This window comes from Chromobacterium sp. CCUG 30098 (assembly GCF_059916605.1).
The window spans coordinates 239,702-257,462 of record NZ_JAUCGS010000002.1 but is presented as its reverse complement, the minus strand read 5'-3'; the positions used below and the strand labels follow the sequence as shown (position 1 = coordinate 257,462).

17 protein-coding genes are annotated in these 17,761 nt (G+C 66.3%); 6 read left to right on the top strand and 11 right to left on the bottom strand.

The window, feature by feature from the left end; all coding sequences use genetic code 11:
- Position 1 precedes the first annotated feature (1 nt).
- The 4 genes from urtB to QUG03_RS06800 form a co-directional block, all read right to left on the bottom strand.
- Positions 2 to 1,582, bottom strand: coding sequence for an urea ABC transporter permease subunit UrtB (urtB, locus tag QUG03_RS06815; protein WP_500819700.1), 1,581 nt, complete (start codon positions 1,580 to 1,582; stop codon positions 2 to 4).
- Positions 1,583 to 1,600: 18 nt separating this feature from the next.
- Positions 1,601 to 2,866, bottom strand: a complete 1,266-nt coding sequence (gene urtA / locus QUG03_RS06810; protein WP_500819699.1) for an urea ABC transporter substrate-binding protein — start codon at positions 2,864 to 2,866, stop codon at positions 1,601 to 1,603.
- 130 nt (positions 2,867 to 2,996) lie between these two features.
- Entirely contained in the window at positions 2,997 to 3,911 is a 915-nt protein-coding gene (locus tag QUG03_RS06805) for a response regulator (protein WP_500819698.1), read from the bottom strand.
- On the bottom strand, positions 3,887 to 7,228 hold the full coding sequence (locus QUG03_RS06800; protein ID WP_500819697.1) for an ATP-binding protein: 3,342 nt from the start codon (positions 7,226 to 7,228) through the stop codon (positions 3,887 to 3,889). The genes QUG03_RS06805 and QUG03_RS06800 overlap by 25 nt, the downstream gene beginning before the upstream one ends.
- 266 nt (positions 7,229 to 7,494) lie before the next feature.
- Between QUG03_RS06800 and QUG03_RS06795 the strand changes: the two genes are divergently transcribed.
- Both QUG03_RS06795 and QUG03_RS06790 read left to right on the top strand, forming a co-directional pair.
- The gene (locus tag QUG03_RS06795) at positions 7,495 to 7,650 is read left to right on the top strand and encodes a DUF5993 family protein (protein WP_158274275.1); all 156 of its coding nucleotides are present in this window, start codon (positions 7,495 to 7,497) and stop codon (positions 7,648 to 7,650) included.
- Between the two features lie 10 nt (positions 7,651 to 7,660).
- On the top strand, positions 7,661 to 8,209 hold the full coding sequence (locus QUG03_RS06790; protein WP_107799321.1) for a disulfide bond formation protein B: 549 nt from the start codon (positions 7,661 to 7,663) through the stop codon (positions 8,207 to 8,209).
- 18 nt (positions 8,210 to 8,227) lie between these two features.
- On the opposite strand, the gene QUG03_RS06785 is transcribed toward QUG03_RS06790, so the two are convergent.
- Positions 8,228 to 9,148 (bottom strand): DMT family transporter, encoded by a 921-nt coding sequence (locus tag QUG03_RS06785; RefSeq protein WP_500819696.1) that lies wholly within the window; start codon positions 9,146 to 9,148, stop codon positions 8,228 to 8,230.
- 126 nt (positions 9,149 to 9,274) lie between these two features.
- Here QUG03_RS06785 and QUG03_RS06780 point away from each other — a divergent pair, with 126 nt between their 5' ends.
- Positions 9,275 to 10,180, top strand: coding sequence for a LysR substrate-binding domain-containing protein (locus QUG03_RS06780; protein WP_500819695.1), 906 nt, complete (start codon positions 9,275 to 9,277; stop codon positions 10,178 to 10,180).
- A gap of 4 nt (positions 10,181 to 10,184) precedes the next feature.
- Here QUG03_RS06780 and QUG03_RS06775 read toward each other — a convergent pair whose 3' ends face one another.
- Both QUG03_RS06775 and QUG03_RS06770 read right to left on the bottom strand, forming a co-directional pair.
- The gene (locus tag QUG03_RS06775; protein ID WP_107801776.1) at positions 10,185 to 10,460 is read right to left on the bottom strand and encodes a hypothetical protein; all 276 of its coding nucleotides are present in this window, start codon (positions 10,458 to 10,460) and stop codon (positions 10,185 to 10,187) included.
- A gap of 447 nt (positions 10,461 to 10,907) precedes the next feature.
- Positions 10,908 to 11,582, bottom strand: coding sequence for a hypothetical protein (locus tag QUG03_RS06770; protein ID WP_500819694.1), 675 nt, complete (start codon positions 11,580 to 11,582; stop codon positions 10,908 to 10,910).
- Between the two features lie 263 nt (positions 11,583 to 11,845).
- On the opposite strand from QUG03_RS06770, the gene QUG03_RS06765 reads away from it, so the two are divergent.
- Together QUG03_RS06765 and QUG03_RS06760 are read left to right on the top strand one after the other, a co-directional pair.
- Positions 11,846 to 12,322 (top strand): MarR family winged helix-turn-helix transcriptional regulator, encoded by a 477-nt coding sequence (locus QUG03_RS06765; RefSeq protein WP_500819693.1) that lies wholly within the window; start codon positions 11,846 to 11,848, stop codon positions 12,320 to 12,322.
- Positions 12,319 to 12,843, top strand: a complete 525-nt coding sequence (locus tag QUG03_RS06760) for a hypothetical protein (RefSeq protein ID WP_486637084.1) — start codon at positions 12,319 to 12,321, stop codon at positions 12,841 to 12,843. Before QUG03_RS06765 ends, QUG03_RS06760 begins: the two co-directional genes overlap by 4 nt.
- Here QUG03_RS06760 and QUG03_RS06755 read toward each other — a convergent pair.
- Positions 12,812 to 13,681 carry a LysR family transcriptional regulator gene (locus QUG03_RS06755; protein WP_227108079.1) on the bottom strand — a complete coding sequence of 290 codons (870 nt, stop codon included), beginning with the start codon at positions 13,679 to 13,681 and terminating at the stop codon, positions 12,812 to 12,814. The two genes, QUG03_RS06760 and QUG03_RS06755, sit on opposite strands and share 32 nt — an antisense overlap.
- A 102-nt stretch (positions 13,682 to 13,783) precedes the next feature.
- Between QUG03_RS06755 and QUG03_RS06750 the strand changes: the two genes are divergently transcribed.
- The gene (locus tag QUG03_RS06750) at positions 13,784 to 14,857 is read left to right on the top strand and encodes an alkene reductase (protein ID WP_500819692.1); all 1,074 of its coding nucleotides are present in this window, start codon (positions 13,784 to 13,786) and stop codon (positions 14,855 to 14,857) included.
- 146 nt (positions 14,858 to 15,003) lie between these two features.
- On the opposite strand, the gene QUG03_RS06745 is transcribed toward QUG03_RS06750, so the two are convergent.
- The 3 genes from QUG03_RS06745 to QUG03_RS06735 all read right to left on the bottom strand — a co-directional run bounded on the left by QUG03_RS06745 (position 15,004) and on the right by QUG03_RS06735 (position 17,706).
- Positions 15,004 to 15,918, bottom strand: coding sequence for a tetratricopeptide repeat protein (locus QUG03_RS06745; RefSeq protein ID WP_500819691.1), 915 nt, complete (start codon positions 15,916 to 15,918; stop codon positions 15,004 to 15,006).
- Between the two features lie 37 nt (positions 15,919 to 15,955).
- Positions 15,956 to 17,074 carry a hypothetical protein gene (locus tag QUG03_RS06740; RefSeq protein ID WP_500819690.1) on the bottom strand — a complete coding sequence of 373 codons (1,119 nt, stop codon included), beginning with the start codon at positions 17,072 to 17,074 and terminating at the stop codon, positions 15,956 to 15,958.
- A gap of 119 nt (positions 17,075 to 17,193) precedes the next feature.
- Positions 17,194 to 17,706, bottom strand: a complete 513-nt coding sequence (locus tag QUG03_RS06735; protein WP_205466033.1) for a hypothetical protein — start codon at positions 17,704 to 17,706, stop codon at positions 17,194 to 17,196.
- Positions 17,707 to 17,761: the final 55 nt, after the last annotated feature.

Below are 17,761 nucleotides of genomic sequence, written 5' to 3'. Positions count from 1 at the left end.
CCTAATCCACGGCCCGGCCCTTGAGGGCGAACAGGCCTTGCGGACGTTTTTGGATGAACAGAATGATGCCGGCCAGGATCAGAATCTTGCCCAGCACCGCGCCCAGCGCCGGCTCCAACAGCTTGTTGGCCACGCCCAGGCCCAGCGCGCCCCATGCCGCGCCGGCCAGCTGACCCACGCCGCCCAGCACCACCACCATGAAGCTGTCGACGATATAGCCCTGGCCCAGGTCCGGGCCGACATTGCCGATCTGGCTCAGCGCCACTCCGCCCAGGCCGGCGATGCCGCTGCCCAGGCCGAAGGCCAACATATCCACCCGCCCGGTGGCCACGCCCAGGCTGTCCGCCATGCGCCGGTTCTGAGTCACCGCGCGCACGAACAGGCCCAGCCGGCTGTGGTTCAGCGCCAGCCAGACCAGGCCCAGCGTCAGCGCGGAGAACAGAATGACGGCGATGCGGTTGTAGGGCAGCGTCAGCGCCGGGCTCAAGGCCCAGCCACCGTTCAGCCAGCCGGGGTTGGCCACCGCCACGTTCTGCGCGCCGAACAAGGTCCGCACCAGCTGCATCAACACCAGGCTGATGCCCCAGGTGGCCAGCAGCGTTTCCAGCGGGCGGCCGTAGAGGTGGCGGATCACCAGCCTCTCCAGCGCCATGCCCACGGCGGCGGTCAGCAGGAAGGCCGCCGGCAGGGCCAGCGCCAGATAGGCGTCGGCGGCGGCCGGCCAGCGGCTGTGGAACAGACTTTGCGCCGCGTAGGCGACATAGGCCCCCAGCATCAGCATTTCGCCATGCGCCATATTGATCACGCCCAGCAGGCCGTAAGTGACGGCCAGGCCCAAGGCCGCCAGCAGCAGCACCGAACCCAGGCTGAGGCCGGCGAAGGCCGCGCCCAGCAGATTGTCTATCCGCACGCTGGCGCGGATGGCCGCTTGCGCCCTCATCGCGGCGGCGCGCACTTCGGCATCGTTTTCCGCGGCGGCGTCGGTCAAGGGCGCCAGCAGGGCCAAGGCCGCCGGATCGCCGCTGTCCGCCAGCGCCATGGCGGCGGCACGCCGCTGCGCCGGGTCCGGACTGCTCAGCGAGAGGCGGGCGCCGGCCCGTTCCAGCGCGCGCCGCAGCTCGGCGTCGCCCTCCCTCGCCAAGCGTTCCCTCAGCAAGGGCAGCAGCGCCGGGTTCCCGCTGTCGCCCAGCGCGCGGACCGCGGCCAGTCGCCGCCCGGGGTCCGCCGCGGCCAGTTCGTCGACCGCGTGAAACACCGCCAGGGCGCCGCGCAGCCGGTTGTTCAACGGCAGCGGTTCCAGGCTGGCGGCGTCGCCCGCCGCCGGCTGGCCGGACACCGCGTCGCCAAGCGCGCCGTCCGGCCGCTGCCACAGCACGCGCATACCGTCGGCGGACTGCAATAGCCGGCCCTGCTCCAAGGCGGCCACCGCCGCGCGGCGCTCGGCGTCCGGGCGCGGCGCCCAGCTTTCAATCAAGCCGGCGCGTTCGGCCGGATCGGCGCCGGCCAGCTCGGCCAAGGGGCCGGCGCCGGCCGCGGCGCACCACAGCGCCAGCGCCCAAGGCAGGGCTTTACTCCAGGACATGGCGGGCTCCTTTCCGGCTCACTTGCTTTTCACCGGGGTGTCCGGCCGCTTGTCGTTGCCGGGCAGGTACGGGCTCCACGGCTGGGCGCGCACCACGCTCCGGCTCTTCCACACCACCGAGAACTGCCCGTTGGGCTGAATCTCGCCAATCATCACCGGCTTGCGCAAATGATGGTTGCGGGCGTCCATTTCCAGCGTGAAGCCGGACGGCGCGTCCATCCGCAGCCCGGCCAGGGCCTTGCTCACCGCGGCTGTATCAGTGCCGCCGGCCTTGCGCACAGCCTGCGCCCACAGCCGGACCCCGACATAGGTCGCCTCCATCGGATCGTTGGTCACCAGCTTGTCCGCCCCGGCGACGCCCTTCTTGCGCGCCCAGGCGCGGTAGTCCGCCACCCACTTGGCGTTGACCGGATTTCTCACGCTCATGAAGTAATTCCAGGCCGCCAGATGGCCGGCCAGCGGTTTGGCGTCGATGCCCTTCAGCTCCTCCTCGCCCACCGAGAACGCCATCACCGGCACCTCGGCCGCCTTCAGGCCCTGATTGCCCAGCTCCTTGTAGAACGGCACATTGGAGTCGCCGTTGATGGTGGACACCACCGCGGTCTTGCCGCCGGCGGCGAACTTCTTGATGTTGGCGACGATGGTCTGGTAATCGTTATGGCCGAAGGGGGTGTAGGCCTCCTGGATGTCCGCGTCCTTGACCCCCTTGGTTTTGAGAAAGGCGCGCAGAATCTTGTTGGTGGTGCGCGGATAGACGTAATCCGTGCCCAGCAGGAAGAAGCGCCGCGCGCCGCCGCCCTCCTTGCTCATCAGGTATTCCACCGCCGGGATCGCCTGCTGATTGGGCGCGGCGCCGGTGTAGAACACATTGGGCGACATTTCCTCGCCCTCGTACTGCACCGGGTAGAACAGCAGGCCGTTCAGCTCCTCGAACACCGGCAACACCGATTTGCGCGACACCGAAGTCCAACAGCCGAAGGTCGCCGCCACCTTGTCGCGGCTCAGCAATTGGCGCGCCTTCTCCGCGAACAGCGGCCAGTTGGACGCCGGGTCCACCACCACCGGCTCCAGCTTCTTGCCCAAGACCCCGCCTTCGGCGTTGATCTGGTCGATGGCGAACAGCGCCATATTCTTGAGCGAGGTTTCGGAAATGGCCATGGTGCCGGACAGGGAGTGCAGCACCCCCACCTTGATAGTGTCGGCGGCGAGAGCCGGCGCGGCGCCGAAGCCGCTCAGCGCCAGACTCAGCGCAAGGGAAGACAAGACATGAGGGCGAATCAACATGGGAAGCTCCTGGGGCGATCCTGAAGCGCCGGGAGGCCGTTCGGCCGGCCCGGCGAGGAATTGTTGCACTGCAGGATCAGACTAAGCCCCGGCCCGCCCGGCCGGAATACGTTACATGACGTATGCCCCGTCACCCGCCGCCGGCGCTGCGCAAGGCCAGCGCCGCGGCCGAGGTGCGGGTCTCCACCCCCAGGCGGGCGAACACATGCTCCAGATGCTTGTTGACGGTGCGCGGACTCATGCCGAGGATGTCGCCGATATCGCGGTTGGTCTTGCCCAGGCTCAGCCAATGCAGCACCTCGGCCTGGCGCGGAGTCAGCCCCAGCGCCCGCATCAGGCGCCGCGGCGCCGCGCCGTCTCCCGCCTCGCTCAAGGCCAGCAGGCACTCGTCCCCGGCCAGCCGCCGCGCCAGCAAGGCCGCGCCGTCGCCTTCCGCCAAGGTCAGGCTGGCCCCCGCCGCGGCCTGGGCCAGCCAGGGCCGCCAACGCGCCGCCAGCGCCGCCTCGGACCAGCCGTGGGCTTGCAGCAGGCCGCGCGCGCGCTCGGTCAGCCACAGCGGCCGGCCGCTGGCCGGGTCCGCCGCCAGCAAGGCCTGGCCCGACGCCTCCAGCGCCTGCCGCGCCCGGCACAACTGGCGCGCGCTGCCGATATGGGCGGCCAGCCGCGCCAGCACCTCCGCCGGCCGCAGCGGCTTGATCACGTAATCCGCGCCACCGGCGGCAAACGCCGCCAGCACGTGCTCGCTGTCGCTGAGCCCGGTCATGAACACGATGGGAATCGCCTGCGTTTCCGCCCCCGCCTTCAAGCGCCGCGCCGTCTCGAAACCGTCCATGCCCGGCATCAACGCGTCCAGCAGAATGATGTCCGGCCGGCACTCGGCGGCGCGGCCCAAGGCCGCCGCGCCGTCCGTGGCCAGTAAGACCCGGTAGCCGGCCAGGTCCAGCGCATCGTGCAGCAAGTCCAGGTTTTCCGGCTGATCGTCCACGATCAGCGCCGTCGCCCGCTCCGGCCGCGGCGCGCTCACGCCGGCGCTCCCGGCAGCCATCGCAGCAATTCGTCCAGCCGGCAGCCGTCCAGCAGGCTCCGCGCCCGCGCCAGAAACGGCCCGTAAGCCGGGTCCGCCCCCAGCGCGCCCACCTCCAAGCGCAGCAGGGCGGCGCGCGCGCCGCGCAGATAGCCGCGCTGCAAAGCCTGCCGCAACTCTTCCAGCGCCTCCTCCGGCGGCCAGCGCAGCGCCGGCTCCGCGCCGCTCAGCCACTCCAGCTGCAAGCGTCGGCCTATCCAGTCCAGCAGTTGCTCGACGCGGATGGGCTTGACGAAGAAATCCTCGGCGCGGATGCCCGCGTCGTTGTCCTGTCCCCGCTCGAAGGCGTTGGCGGAGATCACCGCCAGCGCAGGCGCGTCGCCGTGCCGGCGCCGGATGCGCCGCAGAGTTTCCCAGCCGTCCAGGCCCGGCATCGCCAGATCCATGCACACCAGATCCGGCAACGTCCGCGCCTGCTCCAGCCAGTCCAGGCAAGCCTGGCCGCCGGCCGCCTGCTCCACCTCGAAACCCAAAGGCCGCAAGGCGCTGGCCAACATCTCCCGGTCCTGCTCATGGTTGTCCACCAACAACACCCGCCGCCTCCGGCCCTGGTAGCCGACGCGCGCCGACAAGGGCGCCGCCGGCGCGGCGCCCAACCGCGGCAGGAACAGGCGCAGCGTAAACACGCAGCCCCCGCCCGGCCGGCTGTCCAGCCTCAGCTCCCCGCCCATCAGCGAGGTCAGCATGCCCGCAATGGTCAGGCCCAGCCCGCTGCCGCTCTGGCCGGCGGCCCCGCCGCCACGCTCAAACGGCTCGAACACGCGCTCGGCCTCCTCCGGCGCGATGCCGGGCCCGGTGTCGGCAATGTCGAAACACGCCACCTCGCCCTGATAACGCAGGCCCAGGCTGACCTCGCCATGTGTGGTGAACTTGACCGCGTTGCCCAGCAAATTGATCAGAATCTGCCGCAGCCGCCGTTCGTCGGCGCGCACCAGCGCCGGCCACTCGCCTTGCGGCAGAAAGCGGAAGCCAAGACCCTTGTCCCGCGCCTGCAGCTGGAACATCGCCGTCAACTGGCCGATCAGCGCGGCGAAGTCCAGCGGCCGCGGCTCCAGGCTGAGCCGGCCGCTTTCTATCCGCGCCAGATCCAGCGTGCCCTCGATCACCGACAGCAGGTGATCCCCGCTGCGGCGGATCACCGCCAGCGCCGGCCGTTTCGACGGCGGAATCTCCGGGTCCCCGTCCAGGATCTGCGCATAGCCCAGCATGCTGTTCAGCGGCGTGCGCAGTTCATGGCTGAGCGTGCTCACGTAGCGGCTCTTGGCCTGATTGGCCTGCTCCGCGTCGCGGCGCGCCTTTTGCAGCAAGGCGTCGGTGCGGCGGTGGGAAGCGATCTCGCGCAATAAGCGCTGGGTCTGCCGCTTGGACTCTTGCCGCGCCACCTGCCGGCTCTGCCGCAACAAGACCAGCCACCAGGCCAGCACGCTGCAACCCAGCAGCAGGCCCGCGCCCAATTGCGGCAGCCGCGCCGCCAGCCCCTCCAGGGCCGGGCGACTCCGCGCCCAAAAGGACAAGCCGGCCATAAGCAGGCCCATCCCCGCCAGCAAGGGCGTCATCAGCAGCAGATAATCGGCCAGGCCGCGTTGCAGATAGGGCCGGCAGGCGCGCGGCAGCAGCCGGCTCAGCCAGGCGCGCCACTGCTTGTCCAGCCGCGCCTTGGGCTTGCAGCGGTCGTCGCAGCGCGCGTCCAGCGTGCAGCACAGGGAGCAGATCCAGCCGCGATACGCCGGGCAACTGACCATGTCCGGCGGCTCGTACAGGCGGCGGCACAATACGCAGCGCTGCGGCGGAGCCGGCGGCGACGCCGGCTGTCGCGCCAGGTAATAACGGCCGCCGCTGAGCCAGGCCAGCGCCGGCGTGGCCAGCAAGGCGGTCAGCAAAGACAGGAAGGGGGCCAGCGGCTGCATCTGCTCGCCCAGCGCCCCCAGGTGCGCCGACACCGAAACCGCCGAGGCCAGGACCAGCGAACCCAGCCCCACCGGGTTGACGTCGTAAAGATAGCCGCGGCGGAACTCAATGCCCGGCGGGCTCAGCCCCAGCGGCTTGTTGATGGCCAAATCCGCCGCCACGGTCACCATCCAGGCGATGGCCAGATTGGCGAACAGCGCCAGCACGTGCGCCAGCGCCTGGAAAATCTCCAGCTCCATCAGCAAGAGCGCGATCAAGAGATTGAAAGCCACCCACACCACCCGCCCCGGATGGCTATGGGTCAGCCGCGCGAAGAAATTGGACCAGGCCAGCGAACCGGCGTAGGCATTGGTGACATTGATCTTCAGCTGCGACAGCAGCACGAACAGCACCGTCGCCGCCAGCGCCAGCCGGCCGTCGCCCCAGATCCGGGCGTAGCCGAACCAATACAGGCGCGCCGGATCCGGCGCCGGCCCGCCGGCCTGACCATGGTCCAGAACCAGCCAGGCCAGCAGCGCGCCGCCCAACATCTTCAGCATGCCGGGCAACACCCAGCCGGGGCCGCCGGCCAGGCAGGCCAGCCACCAGCGGCGGCGCTGGCCGGCGGCGGGCGGCGGCATGAAGCGCAGATAGTCCGCCTGCTCCCCCATCTGCGCGATCAAGGCGATGCCGATGCCGAAAGCCGCACCAAAACGACGCAGATCGAAGCCGCCCGCACCGCCTTCCGCCCCGACGTAGTGCCAAAAGCCGCTCAAGGCCTCCGGCTGGCGCGCCAGCACGAAACCATAGGGCAGCAACAACAAGCCCAGCCACAGCGGCTGGGTCCAGACTTGCAGCCGGCTGATAGCGGTGACGCCGTGGGCCACCAGCGGCAGCACCGCCACGGTGCACAGCACATAGCCCCAGGCCGGCGGCAGGCCAAAGCCCAACTCCAGCGCATAGGCCATGATGGCCGCTTCCAGCGCGAAGAAAATAAAGGTGAAGGCCGCGTACAGCAAAGAGGTGACGGCGGAACCCAGATAGCCGAAGCCGGCGCCGCGGGTCAGCAGATCCATGTCCACGCCGTAGCGGGCGGCGTAGACGCTGATAGGCAGGCCGGCCAGCAGAATCACCAGCCCCACCGCCAGAATGGCCCAGGCCGCATTGACGAAGCCGCCCGCCGTCAGCATCGCCGCGCCCACCGCCTCCAACACCAGAAAAGCGGCGGCGCCGCCCAGCGCGGTGTGCGCCACCCGCCACGGCGACCAGCGCCGGAAGCTCTGCGGGGTATAGCGCAAGGCATAGTCTTCCAGCGACTCGCGCGCCACCCAACTGTTGTAATCGCGGCGAACTTTCACCGCGTAAAGCGGCGCGGGATGGGAAGCGGACATGGCGGCGGCCTTGAGGCGATGCTAACAACTGCTTTAATGCAAAAAGCCTGCCAAGCGCCGCCACGCGCGGCAAAAGGCCGCCGCTTCCCATCGCCTCCCTGCGCGCCGTTTTATACGATACGAATGGCGAATGTACTGATTCAGTGGAGAATTTCGCGCCGCCGCCTGCAAACAAGCTATTCACACAACATTAAGCAAGCGCTAATATTGATTGGCAACCACCACCCAGGCCGGCTCCGCCGGCCCGCCACATTAAGGAATTCCCGATGGATACCCTGCTGTTTCTGCTATTGGCCGCCTCATTGCTGGCCTTGATCCTGCGCAAGCGCCAATGGGCCTACGCCTGCTGGGGCCTGGCCTTCGCGCTCACGCTGTACTGGTTCAAGTTCCACGCCACCAGCAGTCTGCCCATTTCGCTGTGAGGAACCCGACATGACGCACAACCTCACCGACAAGTTGAACCAACTGGGCCTGCTGCTGATCAACCTGATGCTGCTGGTCGCCTTCTACTTCCAGTTCGCCCAGCATGAGCTGCCCTGCCCGCTCTGCCTGCTGCAACGCGTGGCCTTGTGCGCCATCGCGGTGGCGCTGGCCGCCAATGTGCTGCTGGGCGACAAGCCCGGCCATTACGGCATGATGCTGCTGGCCGCCGCCGCCGGCTTCGCCGTGGCCGGCCGTCAAGTGCTGCTGCACATCGCCCCCGGCGACGCCGGCTTCGGCCCGCCCATCCTGGGCCTGCATTTCTACACCTGGGCCGCCATCGCCTTTTTCGCCGTCTTCATCGGCTGCGGCCTGCTGCTGATGCAGTGCCAGCGCGAACACAGCTTCGACCGTCAGCCCCCTGCGCAGCTGGGCCGGCTGGCCAAGGCCGGCGTCGCCCTGACCATGGCCCTGCTGCTGGGCAACGCCCTGTCCGTATTCCTGGAATGCGGGCTGGCGGCTTGCGGAGAAAGCCCGATCAGCTATCTGCTGCTCAATTAAGCCCGCGCCGCGCCGCCGCTAGATCGACCAATCCTCGTCCGGCGCGGCGGCGCGCGCCACCGGCGCTTCCGGCCGCAGCACCAGCCACAGCGCCAGCGCGATCAAGGCGCCGCCCAGCGCCTGGGACAGCGTCGCCGTCTCTCCCAGCGCCAGCCAGCTCCAGAAAATGCCGAAGGGCGGAATCAGAAACGTCACCGTCAGCGCCTTCAGCGGGCCGACGTCGGCGATCAGTCGGAAATACAAGACATAGGCCAGCGACGTGCACAGCAGGCCCAAGGCCAGCATCGCCAGCCACACCTCCGCCCCCGCCTCCGGCCACCCCTGCGGCTGGGAGCTCGCCTGCCAGGCCATCAAGGGCAATAGCAGCAAGACCGCGCCCAACTGGCTGCCCAGGGCCACCACGCGGCTGTCCAGCCCGCCGCGGTCCGCAATCCAGCGCTTGGTCAGAAAACCGGCCAGGCCGTAACAGGCGGTGGCCGCCAGGCAGGCCGCCACGCCCCACAAAGCCGCCGTTCCCGTCGCCAGCGGGCCCGTCTGCGTCAGCACCGCCACGCCGGCCAGGCCGATCAGCACGCCGGCCAGCTTGTTGGCGCTAATGCGCTCCCCAAACGCCGCCGCGCCGATCAATACCCCCATCAGCGGCGTGCTGGCGTTCAGGATCGCGCTATAGCCGGCCGGCAACACCCGGGCCGCCAGCGCGAACAACAGAAAGGGCAAGCCGGAATTGATCACCCCCAGCAGCAAGGTGGCGGCCAACTTGCCCTTGAAGGACAGCCCCACCCGCAATAAGGCGATCAGCCCCAGCAGGCCCGCCGCCCCCAGCGCCACCCGGCCAAACGCCGTCGGCAAGGCGCCCAGCGCCGGCGCGGCGATGCGCATGAACAAAAAGCTGCCGCCCCACAAGGCCGCCAACAACAGCAAACGACTCAAGCTCGCCATTCCCATGATGCCTCTCCCTTCGCCTTGTATTTAACTTTGCTAAACCAGATACTGAAATCATCAACCGCATAGATGCCGCAAACAAACGATTTTTCCTGCCTGACGATTTAGAAAATCTAAACTCATATGCCCAAACCGCCGCTGGAAACCCTGCGCTTCTTCGAAGCCGCCGCGCGCCGGCTCAGCGTCAAGCTGGCCGCCGAAGAACTGCACGTCACCCCCGGCGCGGTCTCCCAGCAACTGCGCAAGCTGGAAGACTGCCTGGGCCAGCCGCTGTTCGAGCGCCGCGCGCGCGGCCTGACGCTCAACGCCGCCGGCCGCGACTACCTGGCCGCCTGCCGGCAAGCGCTGGACCTGATAGACCACGCCACCGCGCGGCTGACCGGCGCCCGCCGCGTAATCCTGCTCAGCTGCACCCCCTCGTTTGGCGCGCAATGGCTGCTGCCCCGGCTGCAGGACTTCATGCGCGAGCACCCGCGGATCGACGTCCACGTCAGCACCGGCAACCGCGTGGTCGACCTCGCCGCCGAAAACATCCACTTCGCCGTGCGCCACGGCCTGGGCGATTACCCCGGCCTCAGCGCCTGCAAGCTGCTGGACGACGAACTGACGCCGGTATGCGCGCCCGCGCTGCCGGCGCGGCTGGACGCCCTCAGCGGCGAGCGGCTGCTGCACGACGAACACCGCGGCGACTGGCGGCTGTGGAGCCGCGCCGCCGGCCTGGAACTGGACTGCGAACAAGGCGTGGTCTGCGTGGACTCCAACGCCGCCATAGAGGCCGCGCTGGCCGGCCGCGGCTACGCGCTGGCGCGGCGCTCCTTGCTGCAAGCCGAACTGGCCGCCGGCCGGCTGCGGGAACTGCCGGCGCCGCCGCTGCGCAGCGCCCTCGCTTATTACCTGATACACCGTCCGGACCTCATGCGCGACCCGGAAATGGGCGTCTTCAAACAATGGCTGCTGGAACAAGCCGCGGCGGCCCAAAACAAAAGCCCGCCGGGCGGCGGGCTTGTTGCGCAACAGCGTCTTGGCTAAGGGCCTACAGACGCACGTTCTCGATGCGGGTCACATGCGGCGGCTTGCCGCCCAGCGGCTGGTAGATGTACACCGCCACCAGATGCGGCTGCGCGCCGGGATACACCACCTCCGCGCTGGCCAGGAAAATATAGTTCTCTCCGGCCACCACTTGCGTGGACACCGCCAGCGGCACGTATTTCACGCCAAGCAAACCTTCCGTGGCCTGATGGAAAACCTTGCGGTCTTTTTCATCCACCGGCTGAAAACCGGACCAACCACCCAGCAATTGTTCAGACATGATCATGCTCCCGTAATGAGTTATCCAACACTGGAAACAACACGGAGCCCGCTTCGCTTGCCCCGCCCAATGCCGGTATAGCAAGGGCTCCCGCGCCAGGGCAAGGCTTTAGTTATTACTACGTAATTCATATTTCAAACTAAATTCCCATTTATCATTTTCATGTCGCCAAACAGACTTTGGCCAGCCGCTCCGCGTCGCCGGCCAAGCCGCGCTCATATGAAAAAAGCCCCGCGCGGGGGCTGGATTCATCATGGGCATCGCGTCAGCATACGGACAGACGCGCAGCGTAAAGCGGCTCTCAGAACGTGTTTACGATCTCGCGAGCTAAGGCGAGCCAAGGCGAAAACCGCTGAGAAAGCGGAATGTACACACGGTGTATGAGCATTTCGAAGCGGTACTCGCCGTGCCGCGTCTCACGACGCGCAGCAGATCGTAAACAGGTTCTCAGAAATTCAAAGCCCAATCCGGCTGCAAGGCCTTGATCAAGCCCGACGGCAGACGCTCGCCCTCCACCAGCAAGGAACACTCCAGCGAGAAATGCCGGGGGTCGGACTTGGAGGCCGTCAACAACAAACGCGGCACGTCCGCGTACTGCTGCTCGGGCTTGATGGTTTTCCACGCGCCCTTGTCCCATTGGCGGTACAGCGTACAGACGCCGCCCTTTTCCTTGTCGCAGCTGAATGTCAGATCCGGCCGCTGGGCGACGAATTGCTGGAGCGTCATATCCCGCTGCCCCAGCAAGCGGAAACCCCAGTTATAGGACTCCAACACCCCGTTGACGTCCATCGGACCATTGGTGTTGTGGAAGTGTTCTTCCACGTAATCGCGCAAGGCCCACTGCGGCGTCAACGCCACCGGCTGATCGATGGCGGAATGGCGCAGCAGCGACGTCAAGCCTTCGGACGCGCCGCTGACGTCCTCCTCCATCTCCTGCGCCTGATCGCGGACAGGCTGCATCCGCAACGCGGCGCGGCCGTTTTCCACCGTCACCGGCAGGCCGGGAACGGCCTTGCCGGGCTGGGCGATGTAGCGAAAGAAACTGCCGTCGCAATTGAACATCTGGCGCAGCGCCTCATCATCGGCATGGGCGTGCAGGCTGAGCAACATCAAGAAGGGCAAGCATTTTTTCATTGGCTTTGAACTGAGCTTTTTAGGAAGCCGACGATGCTAACATAGAAATTACATTTTCATTTTTGACTGTATTTACAAGTACATACGCATTCATCATCCATTGCCGCCCAATGAACGCGCCCGCCCGGCCTGAAGCCCCCGCCCTGCCTCGCCGCCTCCAAGCAACCGTATTCATGCCCAGACCAAAATGAGCTTGCAATCTGACAACTGGTTGTCAATAATGACAACCGGTTGTCAAATAGAGAAATCCCATGTCCACCCAACAAAACCATCGCCCTCAAGACATCACCGAGCTGATGCTGCTGATCTTCCGCCTGAACGGCGCCCTGCTGGAAAGAGGCGACCAGCTGGTGGCCCACCTGGGCATCAATAGCGCGCGCTGGCAGGTGCTCGGCGCGGTGGGCCTGGCCGACGGCCCGCAAACCGCACCGCAAATCGCCGCCCGCATGGGCATCAGCCGCCAAGGCGCGCAAAAACAGCTGCACAAGCTGGTGGAGGAAGGCTATTTCGACGTGCTGCCCAACCCCCAACACGCCCGCTCCCCGCTGTACCGGCTGAGCGCCAAGGGCGAACGCACCGTGGCCGGCACCCAAGCTTGCCAGGCGCGGTGGACCGCGCAACTGGCGCAACAGCTGCCCGACGCGGACTTCGACGCCGCCCGCCAAACCCTGCAACAACTGCTGCGCGTGCTGGAAACGCTCAGCCCGCCCATTGGAGAAGAGAAATGAACCGCTTCCTCAAACTCATCCACTTCATCGCGCTGGCCCTGTTCCTGGGCAGCATTCTGGCCTGGATCGTGCTGTCCGAAACCGGCCCGGCCGCCCCGGCCCTGCTGGCGCAGACGCGGCAGTACATCCATATCGGCACCTGGGCGCTGACCGTGCCCGGCCTGTGGCTGATGTTGATCAGCGGCCTGCTGCTGGGCTACCGGCGTTACGGCCCGCGCAACCGCTTCTTCCAGCTCAAGCTGGGCCTGACGCTGCTGATCCTGCTCAACGCCAGCTTCGTGGTGGTGCCGGCGGTGGACATGGCCAATCAACTGGCCCAAGCCGCGCTGCTTGAGGGTGCGGGCGGCGAGCTGGGCGCGGACTTTCAGGCCGCCACCCTGCGCGAGGCGATAGGCGGCGGGCTCAACATCCTGCTGATCGTGATCACCGCCGCCGTCGGCGTTTGGCGGCCCGGCGCTCGCGGCCGCTTCACGGCGGACGGCCATGGCGTCAACGCAGGCGCTGCTGTAAAAACTCGATGAAGCGCTGGGTCTTGGCCGGCAGCAAACGGGTTTCCGTCAGCGCGTACACCGGCACCGGCGTGCCGTGCCAGCCGGGCATGATCCGGCGCAGGCCGCCGCTGGCCACCTCGTCCGCGACAATCTCCTCCGGCATCAGCACAATGCCCATGTCCAGCGTCGCCAGCCGCTTGGCCAGGCCTATGCTGTTCAAGGCGAAGCGCCCGCCCGCCGCAACGGCGAGCTCCCGCCCTTCGCCGTGGAAGGTCCAGGCGTCGGGCTTCAGCACGCTCAGGCACTGATGCCCCGCCAGCTCCGCCGGGCTTGCCGGCTCGCCCGCGCGGGCCAGATAGCCGGGCGACGCGTACAGCCCGGGCGTCAGCGCGCCCAAAGTCCGCGCGATCAATTGCGAACTCTCCGGCGTCCCCATGCGCACCGCCACGTCGAAAGGCTCGCTCACCAGATCGACGCGCCGGGGAGTCAGGTCCAAATCGAAATCGATGCCGGGATGGAGTCGTGCAAACTCGGCGATCATCGGCGCCAGATAGGTCACGGCGAAATCCACCGGCAGCGAGGCGCGCAACACCCCGCTGGGCTGGGCCAGCATCTCGCCCAATTGCTCGTGCGCCAGCCGGGCCTCGTCGACGATGCGCCGGCAGCGCTCGTAGTAAAGCAGCCCGGCCTCGGTCAGCTCTATCCGGCGAGTGGTGCGGTGCAGCAAGCGCAGCCCTATCGACTTCTCCAGCGCGGCAATCCGCCGCGACAGCGTGGAGTTCGGCACCCCGATCGCCTCCGCCGCATTGCGGAAGCCCTTGGCCTTGACCACCTCGACGAACAAAGCCATATCGTTTAGCAATTCCACCTCATTGCTCCAAAAATGGATCAGTATTATCCAAAATACCCTATTTATCTCACAAATAAAGCCGGCGATGATGAGAGCACCCCACCAATAGGAGAAAGCGCAATGAACACCGTATTCGACCCCGCCCGCCTCGCCGGCCTCACCCTGAGCAACCGCCTGGTCATGGCCCCGATGACCCGTTCCCGCGCCCAGGCGGACGGCAGCCCGAGCCCGCTGGCCGCCCGCTATTACGCCCAGCGCGCCGGCCTCGGCCTGATCATCAGCGAAGGCACCCAGCCGTCCGACGCGGGCCAAGGCTACCTCGCCACGCCCGGCATCTACACCGACGCCCATGTCGCCGGCTGGAAACACACCACGGACGCCGTCCATGCCCAGGGCGGGCGTATCTTCATCCAGCTGATGCACGCCGGCCGCATGAGCCACCCGGACAACACCCCGCGCCATGAGCAGGGCGTCGCGCCCTCCGCCATCGCCCCGGGCGCCGGCATGTTCACCGCCACGGGAATGCAGCCGATTCCCAGCCCGCGCGCGCTGAGCGCCGAACAAGTGCGCCAGACGGTGCAGGACTTCCGCCGCGCCGCCCGCCGCGCCATTGAAGCCGGCGCCGACGGCGTGGAGATTCATGGCGCCAACGCCTACCTGGTCCAGCAATTCCTCGCGCCCAGCGCCAACACCCGCGACGACGAATACGGCGGCTCCCTGGAAAACCGCGCCCGTTTCGCCATCGAAGTGGCCACCGCCATCGCCGAGGAAATCGGCCCGGACAGAACCGCCATCCGTCTATCGCCCGGCCTGAGCATCTGGGGCATAGACGAAGGCGAACAAGGCCCGGCGCTATACCGCTATCTGGTGAGCGAACTGAACAAGCTGGGACTGGCCTACCTGCACCTGATGCACCTGGGCGACGACGCCTTGCTGGCCGAGCTGCGCCAACGCTGGCAGAGCGCGCTGATCGTCAACCGCCCGGGCCGGCCGCGCGAGCAGATCGGCGCCGACATCGCCGCTGGGCTGGCGGACCTGGAATCCTACGGCGCCATGGTGCTGGCCAACCCGGACTTCGTCGAACGGCTCAAGCTCAATGCGCCGCTGAACGAGGCCGACAAGAACACCTTCTACGGCGGCGGCGAGAAGGGCTATACCGACTACCCCGCCTTGCGCGACGCACAGCCGGCTTAGAGCGGCTAACAAACCCCTGATGCTGCGTTGCGCCGACTTGCCGTGCTCAAGTACTGCCTGCGTCGGCGCGCCTCGCCTCAGCCATGAAACTGACAATGTTAGCCACTCTTAAATAACGGCGATGGCAGCGCCCAGCCGCGCGCCGGCTAGCCGCCCTGCTTCGAATACTGGGCAATGTATTGCCGCGCCCGCTTCTTGGCCGCCGCCAGCCGGGCGCCGCTCAACTTGGGCTCGACCTGCTCCAGACTGCGCGACGCGGTGGGGCTGCCGTTTACCTTGGCCACCGCGAACCAGGCGTAAGCCTCACCGGGATCCGCGCGTACACCCTTGCCCAGCAAATACATCCAGCCCAGGCTGACCTGCGCGTTGCCCAGCCCTTGCACCGCCGCTAGGCGGTACAACTCCACCGCCTTGGCCGCATCCGCCTGCATGCCCAAACCGTTGGCGTACATCCAGCCCAGGTTGACTTGCGCCAGGTCGTAGCCGCGCGCCACGCCCTTTCGATACCAGTCCGCCGCTTGGCCATAATCCTGCTCCACGCCGCGCCCGCCCTGATACATCCAGCCTAGGCTGACCTCGGCGTCCAGCAGCCCCTGCTGCGCCGCCTTGCGGAACCAGTTGGCGGCCTCGGCATCGCTCTGCTCCACGCCAACGCCATGCAGATACATGGAGCCAAGATCATGCTGCCGCTCTGCCTCACCTTGCTGCGCCGCTTTGAGCAGCGTGGCGAAGGCTTGACGGTACAGCTCGGCCGCCGTCTCATAAGCCCCTTCCCTGCCTTCAGCGACATAAAGATTGGCCAAGTTGATCTGCGCGCTGGCATTGCCCTGCTCGGCCGCCTTGCGCAGCCATAGCAAGGCCTGCTGCTGATCCTTCGCAACCTTAACGCCATCCTTATACATCGCGCCCAACGCTGCCTGAGCGCCAGCATCGTTGCTCTGTGCCTGCTGTCGTATCTGTTCCAGTGGTTTGTCCAGCCACGCCTGATAGGGTGTGCCCGCGTCCACACCGCCGGCCAGCGCCAGCAGACCAAAGCACAACACGCCTAGCTTTCTCATCATCTTTTCTCGCCTTCACTCATGCGCTACGCAGCCAGCCCTAGCCGGCGCGCGGCACCTTGACCACGAAATGCTTGCCGCTCGTGAGCTTGCCCATAAACACCTCGCCGGACTTGCTCATCAAGAATGGAAAAGCCTCCAACTCCACGCCTTTGGGAATCTCCACTCCGTGTTGTTGCAGATAGTCGGTGAACTTGATCGCCGTGTCGGAATCGCTCCAGATCACCGGGTAAGGATCGCCTGTTTTTTGCAACCGGCGTGCGAACACATTCATCTTCAACTCGCTACCACTGCCTATCATCACCCGGCCATCTGCGCTGATGCTGGATACGCCGCCTTCCGGTTCCGCGCCAATACCGTTCAACACTTTCACGCCACCGCTCTGGGTCCAGACAATGGGAACACTTTGAAACAGCCAACCACCATTTATTGGCCGCTTGTTGTGATCGGCATGGCCAACAATGATCGAGCCATCCTGGCTGCCATCAAAGAAGACCGGCCCGCTAGCGCCAATTCCGTACAGCGCTTGCAGGCTCTGCGGCTGCCAGCCCTGAGTCCGAGTCCAGGTAAAGAAGGTGGACAGACCCGCCTCCTCTAACCTCTTCCCATGCCTGACAGCCAAGAAGTAATGTTGGCCAAACTTCTTGGGGGTAAGCTTTTCTGTGGTCAAAAGGTCCGGCATCTTCGGCACCTCCTCCTGGCGAGCATTGGTGCACCAGGTATCACCCTGCGGCAGCGCCGCCGCGCAAGCGTAATCAGCCGCGACATAAGGCACCGGATAAGCTTCGCCATCCTTCCCCACCGAGAAGCTGACCCAGGCTTTGTTGTTGTGATAGGTATTCACCACCGGGCCGACACCATCCTGAACGAAGTGATATTCCGCCTCGGCGCTCTCTCCGCCATAAGGCTTGACGCCTTGCTGGCTGATCACCACGAAGCGGCCCTTGATCTGCTTGAAGATAAAGGCGCCGCCACTAAGCTTGCCAGCCACCCAGGAGCCGTCTTCCGCTACATGATCCAAACTCAAGTTGCCCTTGACCGGGAACTGATCCTCGACAATCCAAAATTGCCTGGCGGCGGGAAAACCCTCCGCGCGCGCGCCCATGACGGCGCCACATAACAGTAAGCCCAAGCCAATCTTCTGAACGATGTTGTTCATGCCTATTCTTTCTTTTTCAATAAAAAACCCCACCAGCGTCAACTGGCAGGGCATTCTATGAAATTAGCCTAGAGCCGCCAAGCGCGGTTTGACCCAGGCCAAGCCGCGCCCAAACCGGTTCAACGCTTACGCTTGCGCTCCAGCCAGGCCAGCACGCTCAGGCTGCGGTGCAGTTGATGCACCGCCTCCACGTGGCGGTACAGATTCAATCGCCGCCCGGCCAGACCCAGCAGCACTTCCAGATAATTGAAAAAGCCCAGCCGCAGGCCGCGGCGGTGGCTGCCGTCGCTGTAATCGATGTCGCGCGCAATGCGGTGCAGCAAGCCGCGCCCGATGTGCAGCTGGTTGTTTTTCAGCAATTGGGCCAGATGCGCGGCGTATTGGCGGCCCAGGAAGCAGGCTTCCTCGTAATCCTGGGTCTCTTCCGGCTGCCAGTAATGCGGATGGTTGCGTCCCGGGATATAGCGGACAAAAGGCAGGCGGATTTCCTTGGTGACCAGCGCGATGAAGCGGTAACGCGAGCGCGGCAGCGCCGGCTGTTGCGGGGAGTCGATGACCTGACGGACCGGTTTAACCTTGGAATGGGATGGAGTGGATTCGATGTTGGGCATCGGACGGACTGACTTCGCCATTGCAACCTCCTTGAAAGAGAGGGCCTGGCCGACAAGCGCGGCAAGGCGGGCACAT

Bases quoted from the DNA above. Each gene is read 5' to 3' on its own strand.
- urtB (WP_500819700.1), bottom strand. From the start codon at position 1,582: ATGTCCTGGAGTAAAGCCCTGCCTTGGGCGCTGGCGCTGTGGTGCGCC.
- urtA (WP_500819699.1), bottom strand. From the start codon at position 2,866: ATGTTGATTCGCCCTCATGTCTTGTCTTCCCTTGCGCTGAGTCTGGCG.
- QUG03_RS06805 (WP_500819698.1), bottom strand. From the start codon at position 3,911: ATGGCTGCCGGGAGCGCCGGCGTGAGCGCGCCGCGGCCGGAGCGGGCG.
- QUG03_RS06800 (WP_500819697.1), bottom strand. From the start codon at position 7,228: ATGTCCGCTTCCCATCCCGCGCCGCTTTACGCGGTGAAAGTTCGCCGC.
- QUG03_RS06795 (WP_158274275.1), top strand. From the start codon at position 7,495: ATGGATACCCTGCTGTTTCTGCTATTGGCCGCCTCATTGCTGGCCTTG.
- QUG03_RS06790 (WP_107799321.1), top strand. From the start codon at position 7,661: ATGACGCACAACCTCACCGACAAGTTGAACCAACTGGGCCTGCTGCTG.
- QUG03_RS06785 (WP_500819696.1), bottom strand. From the start codon at position 9,148: ATGGCGAGCTTGAGTCGTTTGCTGTTGTTGGCGGCCTTGTGGGGCGGC.
- QUG03_RS06780 (WP_500819695.1), top strand. From the start codon at position 9,275: ATGCCCAAACCGCCGCTGGAAACCCTGCGCTTCTTCGAAGCCGCCGCG.
- QUG03_RS06775 (WP_107801776.1), bottom strand. From the start codon at position 10,460: ATGTCTGAACAATTGCTGGGTGGTTGGTCCGGTTTTCAGCCGGTGGAT.
- QUG03_RS06765 (WP_500819693.1), top strand. From the start codon at position 11,846: ATGTCCACCCAACAAAACCATCGCCCTCAAGACATCACCGAGCTGATG.
- QUG03_RS06760 (WP_486637084.1), top strand. From the start codon at position 12,319: ATGAACCGCTTCCTCAAACTCATCCACTTCATCGCGCTGGCCCTGTTC.
- QUG03_RS06750 (WP_500819692.1), top strand. From the start codon at position 13,784: ATGAACACCGTATTCGACCCCGCCCGCCTCGCCGGCCTCACCCTGAGC.
- QUG03_RS06745 (WP_500819691.1), bottom strand. From the start codon at position 15,918: ATGATGAGAAAGCTAGGCGTGTTGTGCTTTGGTCTGCTGGCGCTGGCC.
- QUG03_RS06740 (WP_500819690.1), bottom strand. From the start codon at position 17,074: ATGAACAACATCGTTCAGAAGATTGGCTTGGGCTTACTGTTATGTGGC.
- QUG03_RS06735 (WP_205466033.1), bottom strand. From the start codon at position 17,706: ATGGCGAAGTCAGTCCGTCCGATGCCCAACATCGAATCCACTCCATCC.